Source organism: Streptomyces sp. NPDC126510 (assembly GCF_040302345.1).
Taxonomy (GTDB): domain Bacteria; phylum Actinomycetota; class Actinomycetes; order Streptomycetales; family Streptomycetaceae; genus Streptomyces.
Genome location: NZ_JBEORR010000034.1, coordinates 80305 through 90905, shown reverse-complemented (window position 1 = coordinate 90905; position 10601 = coordinate 80305). Strand labels below are relative to the sequence as shown.

Genomic DNA, 10601 nt, shown 5'->3' with positions numbered 1-10601 from the left:
CGCGCGGTTCCCCGCGCTCCCAGGCAGGGGCGCGGGGAACCGCGCGACCAGGCCCCACGCGCCCGCAGCCACGGCGCTAGGTCGCCAGCACCTCTTCACCCGACCTCGGCTCGGTCAGCTTCACCTCGCGCACCTGCCGGTGCGCCGGATCCCGCACCTCCCCCACCAGCAGCTCCAGCACGTCCTCCAGCGCGACCAGCCCGAGCACCTTCCCGGACGCGTCGGCCACCTGGGCCAGGTGGGTCGCCGCCCGCCGCATCACCGTCAGCGCGTCGTCCAGCGGCAGCTCGGGCCGCAGGGTCGTCATGGGGCGCCACAGGTGCTGGGGCACGGCCCGGTCGGAATCCTCCGCGTCGAGGACGTCCTTGACGTGCAGGTACCCCATGAACGCACCGTTGTCCGCGGCGACCGGGAACCGGGAGTAGCCGGTGCGGGCGGTGAGCTCGACGATCCGCCCGGGCGTGACCGACGGGTTGACCGTCACCAGCGACTCCCGCTTGAGCAGGACGTCCGTCACCGGGCGGGAGCCCAGCTCCAGGGCGTCCTCCAGGCTCTCGGCCTCCTCGGGGTCGAGCAGGCCCGCCTGGCCGGCGTCCTCCACCAGCCGGTTGAGCTGCTCACTGGTGAAGACGGCCTCCACCTCGTCCTTGGGCTCGACGTGGAAGAGCCGCAGGATGCCCTGCGAGACGGCCCCGAGTGCGGCGGTGATGGGCTTGCAGAAGCGCGCGAACCAGACCAGGCCGGGGCTGAGCCACAGCGCGACCTTCTCGGGCGCCGCCATCGCCAGGTTCTTCGGGACCATCTCGCCGATGACGAGGTGGAAGAAGACCACGGCGGCGAGGGCGATGACATAGGTCAGCGGATGGATCATGCCGTGCGGCAGGTGGATCCACTCGAAGACCGGCTCCAGCAGATGCGCGACCGTCGGTTCGGCGACCGCGCCCAGGGTCAGCGAGCAGATGGTGATGCCGAACTGGGCCGCCGCCATCATCTGCGGCAGTCGCTCCAGCCCGTAGAGGACCTGCCGGGAGCGGGCGGTGCCGAGCGGTTCGATCTGGCTGCGGCGTACGGAGACGAGCGCGAACTCGGCGCCGACGAAGAAACCGTTGGCGAGCACGAGCAGCGCGGCGAAGAGAAGCTGGAGCACGCTCATCGGACGGCCTCCGCCATGGAGACCACCGGGGCGGTCCGCACGAGCCGGACCCGCTCCGCGCGGTAGTGGCCGACCTGGCGCACGGACAGGCGCCAGCCGGGCAGCTCCGCCTTGTCGCCGACGGCCGGGATACGGCCCAGCAGGTCGGCGATCAGGCCCGCGACGGTCTCGTAGGGGCCCTCGGGCACGTCGAGGCCTATGCGCCGCAGGACGTCGACCCGGCAGCTGCCGTCGACGTCCCAGGCGGGCCTGCCGTCCTCGGGGGGTGCGGCTGCCAGCTCGGGCAGGTCGTGGCCGTCGTGCTCGTCGCGGACTTCACCGACGATCTCCTCGACGATGTCCTCCAGCGTGACGACTCCGGCGGTGCCGCCGTACTCGTCGACGACGACCGCGATGGGCTGCTCGCTGCGCAGGCGGGCGAGGAGCGGCCGTACGGGCAGCGTCTCGGGGACGAGCAGGGCCGGACGGGCGATGTGCCCGACGGGGGTGCGCAGCCGGTCCTGGACGGGCACGGCCAGGGCGTCCTTGAGGTGGGCCATGCCGACGACCTCGTCGATCTTCTCCCGGTAGACCGGGAAGCGGGACAGGCCGGTGGCGCGGGTCAGGTTGACCACGTCCTCGGCTGTGGCCGAGGACTGCAGGGCACTGACCTTCACGCGCGGCGTCATCACGTGCTGCGCGGTGAGCTCGCCCAGCGACAGGGTCCGGACGAACAGGTCGGCGGTGTCCTGCTCCAGGGCGCCGGCCCGGGCGGAGTGGCGGGCCAGGGAGACGAGTTCGCCGGGGGTGCGGGCGGAGGCCAGCTCCTCGGCGGGTTCGATGCCCAGGGCGCGCACGAGCCGGTTCGCGACGGCGTTGAGAGCGGCGATGACCGGGCGGAACAGCCGGGCGAACACGTGCTGCGGGCCCGCGACGAAGCGCGCGACCTGCAGCGGCCGGGAGACCGCCCAGTTCTTGGGCAGGAGCTCGCCGATCACCATCTGCACGGCGGAGGCCAGCAGCATGCCGACCACGACGGTGACACCGGAGACGGCTCCCTCGGGGATGCCGATCGAGGTGAACGGGCCGTGCAGCAGCTCGGCAAGCGCCGGTTCGGCGAGCATGCCGACGACGAGGGAGGTGATGGTGATGCCGAGCTGGGTGCCGGAAAGCTGGAAGGACAGTTCCTTGAGCGATTCGACGACACGGTGTGCGCGCCGGTCGCCCTCGGCGGCGGCCTTCTCGGCCTCGGGCCGCTCGACCGTCACGAGTCCGAATTCGGCCGCCACGAAGAAACCGTTGGCCAGAATCAGCAGGAACGCGGCTGCCAGGAGCAGCAGGGGGGTGGTCATGATGCCGCCGCCTCCACATGGTCGCGTGCCTCGGATGCGAGGTACGCGCTATGTCGGCAGGGGGCGGCGCAGGTACTGCAGGACGATCCGTCCATCGCCGGAGGGGGTCACTCCTCGGTTAGCAGGAGCCCCTGGCGCACCGGGCGGGGCGGCAGGGGCGGAGGCGCGTCCGTTCGCGCCTCCGGAAACAGATTAATCAAGACATGGCCCGATGCGGCAGGGTGACCGCCCTGAGGATCTCCCCGGGTCAGCCCTGACGCCGCTCGGGATCCGTCACCGAACGGGCTTCGACGAGCGCCCGCAGGGCGCGGGCGTCGGCGATCGCGCGCTGCCTCGCGAGGCCCGGCTGGATGCCCAGAGCAGGCAGGCTGGTGCCGTCGCTGAGGTTGAGGAACACCCAGGGGTCGCCGGGCCGGAGCGTCACCTGGAGGATCTCCGCCCACTCCAGACGGCGCTTGTTCGTGAGATTGACGACAGTGACGCCGTCCTCGTCGGCGACGACCTTGGGCCGCGCCAGCAGGAGCAGCACGGCGTCCAGCAGGAGCGCCGTGAACACGAAGCTGACGCGCTCGGCGGGGCTGAGCTGCTTCAGCAGCATCGCGACCGCCGTGATCACCACGAGGATGGCGACGGCCGCGGTGAGCAGCACCACACGGGTGCTGCCCGGCCGGAACGTGACGGGCAGGGTGGGCAGACCGGACATCGTGCGTACGCCCCTCAGAGACGGCAGGCGTGGATGGCCGTGGTCAGGATGGCCCGGGCGCCGATGTCGTACAGGTCGTCCATGATCCGCTGGGCTTCCTTGGCCGGGACCATCGCGCGGACGGCGACCCAGCCCTCGTTGTGCAGCGGGGAGACGGTCGGGGACTCCAGGCCGGGGGTGAGGGCGACGGCCTTCTCCAGCTGCTCGACGCGGCAGTCGTAGTCCATCATCACGTACGTCCGGGCCACCAGGACGCCCTGGAGGCGGCGCAGGAACTGCTGGACCTTGAGGTCGTCGGCGTCCGCGCCGGTGCGGCGGATCACGACGGCCTCGGACTGCATGATCGGCTCGCCGGCGACCTCCAGGCCCGCGTTGCGCAGCGAGGTACCGGTCTCGACGACGTCGGCGATGACCTGGGCGACGCCGAGCTGGATGGCGGTCTCGACGGCACCGTCGAGGTGGACGACGGAGGCGTCGATGCCGTGCTCGGCGAGGTGCGCCGCGACGATGCCCTCGTAGGAGGTGGCGATCGTCTTGCCGGTCAGGTCCGCCAGGCCGCTGATCGTGCCGGGCTTGGTCGCGTAGCGGAAGGTGGAGCGGGCGAAGCCGAGGGCGAGGATCTCCTCGGCTTCGGCGCCGGAGTCGATGAGCAGGTCCCGGCCGGTGAGGCCGATGTCCAACTGGCCGGAGGCGACGTAGATCGCGATGTCGCGGGGGCGCAGGTAGAAGAACTCGACCTCGTTCACCGGGTCGACGATCCGCAGTTCCTTGGACTCGCGGCGCTGCTGGTAGCCGGCCTCATGCAGCATCTCCGCCGCAGGGCCGGACAGGGAACCCTTGTTGGGGACGGCGATGCGCAGCATGAGGTCGGCTTCCTTTGCGTGGTGTCTTGCGGGGACGGGGTACGGCTCAGAGGTGGGCGTAGACGTCGTCGAGGGAGATGCCGCGGGCGACCATCATCACCTGGACGTGGTACAGCAGCTGCGAGATCTCCTCGGCGGCGGCTTCCTTGCCCTCGTACTCGGCGGCCATCCACACCTCGGCGGCCTCTTCGACGACCTTCTTGCCGATGGCGTGGACGCCCTTGCCGACCAGCTCTGCGGTGCGGGAAGTGGCGGGGTCGCCCTGGGCGGCCTTGTGCTGGAGCTCGGTGAAGAGCTCCTCGAACGTCTTCTTGGACATGGTGACGCTCAGCCTATGCCACGTGTGCCTTTCGTCAGTGCCAGGGTTCGGATACTGAGCGGAGGGTGGCCGCGGTCGCCACCGCCGCCGTCACCGCCTCGTGCCCCTTGTCCTCGTTGGAGCCCTCGATCCCGGCGCGGTCCAGGGCCTGTTCCTCGGTGTCGCAGGTCAGCAAACCGAAGCCGACGGGGACGCCGGTGTCGACGGAGACCTGGGTGAGTCCCTGGGTCACTCCCTGGCACACGTACTCGAAGTGGGGGGTTCCGCCGCGGATGACGACGCCGAGGGCGACGATCGCGTCGTAGCCGCGGCCCGCGAGGACCTTGGCGACGACCGGGAGCTCCCAGCTGCCGGGCACCCTCAGCAGGGTCGGCTCGTCGATGCCCAGGTCGTGCAGGGCGCGCAGGGCGCCGTCGACCAGGCCGTTCATCACCTTCTCGTGCCACTGTGCCGCGATGACGGCGACCCGGAGGTCACCCACATTGCGTACGGACAGTTCCGGTGCACCCTTGCCGCTCACGTCTCTCCTCTGTGCTCTCTTACTGGTTGCCGCAGGCCGGCACGGTGGTCGTGTCCAGCCAGGGCAGGTCGTGGCCCATCCGGTCCCGCTTGGTGCGCAGGTAGCGGAGGTTGTGCTCGCCTGCGTTCACGGGCATCGGCACGCGGGCCCTGACCGCGATGCCGTGGCGGACGAGCGCGTCGGTCTTGTCGGGGTTGTTGGTCAGCAGCCGGACGCCGCGCACGCCGAGGTCGGCGAGGATCCGGGCGCCCGCCGCGTAGTCGCGGGCGTCGGCGGGCAGGCCGAGTTCGAGGTTGGCGTCGAGGGTGTCGCGGCCGCGCTCCTGGAGTTCGTAGGCGCGCAGCTTGGACATCAGGCCGATGCCGCGGCCCTCGTGTCCGCGCAGGTACACGACGACACCCCGGCCCTCCTCCTGGATGCGGGCGAGGGAGGCGTCGAGCTGGGGACCGCAGTCGCAGCGCGCCGAGCCGAAGACGTCACCGGTGAGGCATTCGGAGTGGACGCGCACGAGGACGTCCTGGCCGTCGCCGATCTCGCCGTGCACCAGGGCGACATGCTCGACGCCGTCGACGGTGGAGCGGTAGCCGTGGGCCGTGAAGGTGCCGTGGGCGGTGGGCAGCCGCGTGGTGGCCTCACGGCGGACGGTGGGCTCGCTGCCGCGGCGGTAGGCGATCAGGTCCTCGATGGAGATGATCGTCAGGCCGTGCTTGCGGGCGAAGGGGATCAGCTCGGGCAGGCGCAGCATGGTGCCGTCCTCGCCGGCGATCTCGACGATCGCACCGGCCGGGCGCAGGCCCGCGAGGCGGGCGAGGTCGACGGCGGCCTCGGTGTGGCCGTTGCGGGTGAGGACACCGCCGGGCCGGGCGCGCAGCGGGAAGATGTGGCCGGGGCGGACGAAGTCGTCAGGCTCCGAGACGCCGTCGGCGAGCAGCCGGAGGGTGGTGGCGCGGTCGGAGGCGGAGATGCCGGTGCTCACGCCGTGCGCGGCGGAGGCGTCGACGGAGACCGTGAAGGCGGTCTTCATCGACTCGGTGTTGTCCTCGACCATCTGCGGGAGATTCAGCCGGTCCAGTTCGTCGCCCTCCATGGGGGCGCAGATCAGGCCGCGGCACTCGCTCATCATGAAGGCGACGATCTCGGGGGTCGCCTTCTCGGCGGCGATGACGAGGTCGCCCTCGTTCTCCCGGTCCTCGTCGTCGACGACCACGACGGGGCGGCCGGCCGCGATGTCGGCGATGGCCTGCTCGACGGGGTCGAGCGCGAAGGTCTCGACATCGGCGGTGCTGTACAGGGCGGTTGTGGCGCTCATGCCGGCGCTCCTTCCAGGGTGGGCCGCGCGGCCTGACGCGAGCGCAGCCACCAGTCGCGCAGGCCCCACAGGACGAGCGCGCCGTAGATGACGTAGACGAAGCCGGAGAAGGCGTAGCCGTTGGCGAAGTTCAGGGGGACGCCGACGACGTCGACCAGGAGCCAGGCGAACCAGAACTCGACCATGCCGCGGGCCTGGGCGTACATCGCGACGACGGTGCCGACGAAGATGTAGGCGTCGGGCCAGGGGTCCCAGGACAGGGTCGGGTACGCCTTGAACAGCAGCGCCACCGCGACCGTGCCGACGGCGGCCGCCGCGATCATGGCCGCGCGCTCGCGCCAGGTGGCGAACCGGACGGCGATGTGGCCGTCACCTCCCTGCTCCTTGCCGCGCTGCCACTGCCACCAGCCGTACAGGGCGACGACCATGACGACCGCCTGCTTGCCCGCGCTGCCGGTGAGGTGGCCGTAGAAGGCGCCGAAGAGGATGAGGCCGGCCAGGAACTGCACGGGCCAGGTCCAGATGGAGCGCCGCCAGCCGAGGGCCAGGGCGGCCAGGCCGAAGAGGTTGCCGACCATGTCGGACCAGAGGATGTGCTGGCCGAAGAGGACGAACGCCTCGGAGTTCAGCGTGTTCACCGGCCGACTCCCTGCGCACGGTCGCCCAGCATCCGCTCGACGTACTTGGCGATGACGTCCACCTCGAGGTTGACCGGGTCGCCGGGCTGCTTGTGGCCGAGCGTGGTCAGGCCGAGGGTGGTGGGGATGAGGCTCACGGTGAAGTAGTCGGGTCCGGCGTCGACGACGGTGAGGCTGATGCCGTCGACCGTGATGGATCCCTTCTCGACCACGTAGCAGGTGAGGTCCGCGGGGAGGGAGATCTTCACGATCTCCCAGTGCTGCGAGGGCTTGCGCTCCAGGATCTCGCCCGTGCCGTCGACATGGCCCTGCACGATATGCCCGCCGAGGCGTTCGCCGACGGCCATGGGGCGTTCGAGGTTGACGCGCGATCCTGCGCGGAGGGCACCGAGGCTGGAGCGGTTCAGGGTCTCGGCCATGACGTCGGCCGTGAACTCGTCGCCCTCGTGGTCGACGACCGTGAGGCACACTCCGTTCACGGCGATCGAGTCGCCGTGCTGGGCGCCTTGGGTGACGACCGGGCCTCGCAGGCGGAAGCGACAGGCGTCGTCGAGGGTCTCGACGGCGGTGACCTCGCCCAGCTCTTCGACGATTCCGGTGAACACTTCCCGGGTCCTCCTGCCTCTTCGGGCACGGACTCCGGGGCTGTCGATGACGACAGAGGATACGAGCAGAGACACCGGGGACGACGCCGGACGGAGCCCGTCACGAGGACGAACTTCTCGGCGGCGCGCACGAATGCCCGCTCGCCGCGCACTGCCTCCCATCCGGACTTTAACCGTCGGTCCAGGAATTTCACCTGGTCAACCGGCCGCTGGAGGCGACCGGGTCGCGGACTGTAACCGCCGGTTCGGACTTTCACCGACCCCGGAGTGCGCTGCTATTGGTACACGGTCAGTGTGCCACGCCTGATCGATATGCAAAGAGGCCGAGCATGTGGGCTGTCTCACAGAACGTGTCGCACCCCTTCCCGAGCGCGACCGGCACCCCAACTCCCGCGTCACCGCGACGCCTTGCGGCCGGGTGTTGGTACATACCTATTGACGAGGTGGTCTAGTCCTTTCTAGGGTCATCGTCAGGGTCGGCTCACCCCCACTGACCGGCCCGGCGGCGGTGACGACGGCCCTTGCCCGCCGTCGGGCCTTCAAAGACGCGGGCGCTCCCCCGGCGTGAACAGTTCTTCCTGGGCGCGGTCCCGGGCCGTCAGCAACGCGCCGCGCAGGACAGCGCCGCCACCCAGGGTGGTGGGCCGTACATCCGTGGGCAGCGGCGTCATGCGGGCCATCCGCTCCTGCACCCGCACGGCGAGTTCGGCGCCGCCGGCCTGGCCGACCTCTCCGCCGAGGACCACGCAACCGGGGTCCAGGATGGCGACGACCGAGGCGACCCCGACGGCGAGCCGTTCGGCGAGGGCGTCCAGGAAACGGCCGGCGGATGCGGGATCCTCAGGCCAGGGCGCTTCGCGGGCCCCGGTCCCCGAAGGCCCGGGGAAGGCGGCCTCCTGCCCCCGCACCCGAGCCGCCGCCCCCCGCACCGCACCGACGGCCGCCCGCACCACCCCCGCCTCGGACACCGCCGCGGGGATCCCGAACTCCGCCGCGAGGCCGGCGACCGCCGCCGACGAGGCCAGGGAGTGGAAGCCGCCCTCGCAGTCCGTCGACGTCGGCAGCGCGGCCGTGCCCGGGACCGGGAGGAAGCCGATCTCGCCGGTGCCGCCGGACGCGCCGCGACGGAGGGCGCCGTCGAGCACCACGGCCGCTCCCGGTGCGTGGCCGAGCCACAGCAGGACGAAGGTGTCACGGTCCCGGGCCGCCCCGTCGCGCTGCTCGGCCAGCGCCGCCAGGTTGGTCTCGTTCTCGACGCTCACGCGGGCCTCGGGCAACCGCTCCTGGAGGGTGGCGACGAGCCGGCGGTGCCACTCCGGCAGTCCGGTGGAGTCACGGAGTTCGCCGCTGGACGGGTCGATCAGGCCGGGCGCGCCGATCCCCACGGTGTGCAAGCGGTCGGCCCCGGCCTCCTTCGCCACCTGCTCGACCAGCGTGACCGCCCGCTCCACGGCGGGGCCCGTGCCGGCGTCGTCCCCGATGGGCACCGACGCCTCGGCCAGCACCCGCCCCACCAGGTCCGCGACGGCCACGGCGACGCTCTCGGTGCGGACATCGAGAGCGGCCAGGTGCGCCCGGTCGGCGACGATGCCGTAGACCCTCGCGTTCGGGCCGCGTCGCTGCTCCCCCGCCTGCCCGACCACCGCGATCAATCCGGCGACGGTGAGGCGTTCGACGAGGTCGGCGACGGTCGGCCGGGACAGACCGGTCAGCTGCTTCAACTGCCCTGCCGTCAACGGGCCTTCCTGCTGGAGCAGGCGCAGGGCGAGCCGGTCGTTGATGGCCCGGGCGGTGCTCGGGGATGCGGGCATGCGCGGATCCTCCCAGATCGACGGGGCCGTCGACCGTGGCCAGCGGGAAACCCTCTTATTATCAGGCAGCCTTCCTGATAGTTTACGCCCGCGCCTGTCACGGAACACGGCAGAGACCTGGAGGGGGACCGCAGAATGGGCAACGTGGTCGACGAACAACGCGAGGTGAAGCGGTCCCGGTACGCCGTGGCCGCCGTCTTCGCCGTGCACGGCGCCGTGACCGGCTCGTTCGCGACCCGCGTGCCGTGGATCCAGGACCACGCGGGCGTGAGCGCGGGCCAGTTGGGGCTCGCGCTCGCCTTCCCCGCGCTCGGCGCGTCCGTGGCGATGCCGCTCGCCGGCGGCATCATCCACCGCTTCGGCGCCCGGAACGCGCTGCGCGGACTGATCGCCCTGTGGACGCTGTCGCTGGTCCTGCCGTCCCTCTCGCCGAACCTGCTGACGCTCTGTCTGGCCCTGTTCACGTACGGCGCGACGGCCGGCATGACCGACGTGGCGATGAACGCGCTGGGTGTCGAGGTCGAGAACCGCCTCGGGCGGTCGATCATGTCCGGACTGCACGGGATGTGGAGCGTGGGCGCCCTGATCGGCTCGGCGGCCGGCACGCTCGCCGCGCACCTGGGCTCGGACGCCCGGCTGCACCACGCCCTCGCCGCCGCCGTCCTCACCGTCATCGGGGTGGTGTCCTGCCAGTGGGTGCTCGACCTGCAGCCCGCCGAGGACGAGGAGCCGCCGCCGCGGTTCGCGCTGCCGCCCCGGTCGGCGCTGCTCATCGGCTTGATCGGATTCTGCGCGGTGTTCGCCGAGGGAGCGAGCCTGGACTGGTCGGCCGTCTACCTGCGTGAACAGCTGGAGACCTCGGCAGGTCTGGCGGCGGCGTGCACCACGGGCTTCACCCTCACCATGGCCGTCGCCCGGCTCGCCGGTGACAAGGTCGTGGACCGCTTCGGTGCCGTGCGGACGGTGCGGGCGAGCGGGGTGTTCGCCGTCCTGGGCGGCTTGCTGATCGTGATCTCCGACCATCCCGCGGTGGCGATGAGCGGGTTCGCGCTGATGGGACTGGGCATCGCGGTCGTCGTGCCGCTGTGCTTCGCCGCCGCCGGCCGCAGCGGGTCCAACCCGAGCCTGGCCATCGCGGGCGTCGCGACCATCACGTACACCTCGGGTCTGATCGCGCCGAGCGCGATCGGCATGCTGGCGCAGGCGACAAGCCTGATGGTGTCGTTCTGCCTGGTGACGGCGCTGTCGTGCGGCCTGGTGGCCTTCGCGGGTGTGCTGCGGCCGGGCGAGCGGACGAAGATCGGCCGGACGGACGCCGCGGTTCCCGACCCCCGGCCCTGAACGGACAC

The 10601-nt window shown here is 71.5% G+C and carries 11 protein-coding genes and 1 riboswitch; of the genes, 1 reads left to right on the top strand and 10 read right to left on the bottom strand.

What is annotated here, in order from left to right:
* Window positions 1-76: 76 nt before the first annotated feature.
* From ABTX60_RS35180 to ABTX60_RS35135, 10 genes are all read right to left on the bottom strand, one after another.
* Window positions 77-1153 carry a hemolysin family protein gene (locus ABTX60_RS35180; protein WP_352101081.1) on the bottom strand — a complete coding sequence of 359 codons (1077 nt, stop codon included), beginning with the start codon at window positions 1151-1153 and terminating at the stop codon, window positions 77-79.
* Window positions 1150-2484 (bottom strand): hemolysin family protein, encoded by a 1335-nt coding sequence (locus ABTX60_RS35175; protein WP_352101080.1) that lies wholly within the window; start codon window positions 2482-2484, stop codon window positions 1150-1152. The genes ABTX60_RS35180 and ABTX60_RS35175 overlap by 4 nt, the downstream gene beginning before the upstream one ends.
* 247 nt (window positions 2485-2731) lie before the next feature.
* Window positions 2732-3187, bottom strand: coding sequence for a PH domain-containing protein (locus ABTX60_RS35170; RefSeq protein WP_352101079.1), 456 nt, complete (start codon window positions 3185-3187; stop codon window positions 2732-2734).
* A gap of 14 nt (window positions 3188-3201) precedes the next feature.
* Entirely contained in the window at window positions 3202-4050 is an 849-nt protein-coding gene (gene hisG / locus ABTX60_RS35165; RefSeq protein ID WP_248508267.1) for an ATP phosphoribosyltransferase, read from the bottom strand.
* A gap of 46 nt (window positions 4051-4096) precedes the next feature.
* Window positions 4097-4369 carry a phosphoribosyl-ATP diphosphatase gene (locus ABTX60_RS35160; protein WP_019983911.1) on the bottom strand — a complete coding sequence of 91 codons (273 nt, stop codon included), beginning with the start codon at window positions 4367-4369 and terminating at the stop codon, window positions 4097-4099.
* A gap of 34 nt (window positions 4370-4403) precedes the next feature.
* Window positions 4404-4889 carry a 6,7-dimethyl-8-ribityllumazine synthase gene (gene ribH, locus ABTX60_RS35155; protein ID WP_053668350.1) on the bottom strand — a complete coding sequence of 162 codons (486 nt, stop codon included), beginning with the start codon at window positions 4887-4889 and terminating at the stop codon, window positions 4404-4406.
* A gap of 19 nt (window positions 4890-4908) precedes the next feature.
* Window positions 4909-6198, bottom strand: coding sequence for a bifunctional 3,4-dihydroxy-2-butanone-4-phosphate synthase/GTP cyclohydrolase II (locus ABTX60_RS35150; protein ID WP_352101078.1), 1290 nt, complete (start codon window positions 6196-6198; stop codon window positions 4909-4911).
* Window positions 6195-6836 (bottom strand): nicotinamide riboside transporter PnuC, encoded by a 642-nt coding sequence (pnuC, locus tag ABTX60_RS35145; RefSeq protein WP_352101077.1) that lies wholly within the window; start codon window positions 6834-6836, stop codon window positions 6195-6197. Before pnuC ends, ABTX60_RS35150 begins: the two co-directional genes overlap by 4 nt.
* Window positions 6833-7441, bottom strand: coding sequence for a riboflavin synthase (locus ABTX60_RS35140; RefSeq protein ID WP_352101076.1), 609 nt, complete (start codon window positions 7439-7441; stop codon window positions 6833-6835). Before ABTX60_RS35140 ends, pnuC begins: the two co-directional genes overlap by 4 nt.
* A gap of 144 nt (window positions 7442-7585) precedes the next feature.
* A riboswitch (FMN riboswitch) is annotated at window positions 7586-7716 on the bottom strand.
* A 264-nt stretch (window positions 7717-7980) separates the two neighbouring features.
* Window positions 7981-9252: an ROK family transcriptional regulator gene (locus tag ABTX60_RS35135; protein WP_352101075.1), complete on the bottom strand. Its 1272-nt coding sequence runs from the start codon at window positions 9250-9252 to the stop codon at window positions 7981-7983.
* A gap of 135 nt (window positions 9253-9387) precedes the next feature.
* Between ABTX60_RS35135 and ABTX60_RS35130 the strand changes: the two genes are divergently transcribed.
* On the top strand, window positions 9388-10593 hold the full coding sequence (locus tag ABTX60_RS35130; protein ID WP_352101074.1) for an MFS transporter: 1206 nt from the start codon (window positions 9388-9390) through the stop codon (window positions 10591-10593).
* The last annotated feature ends 8 nt before the right edge of the window (window positions 10594-10601 follow it).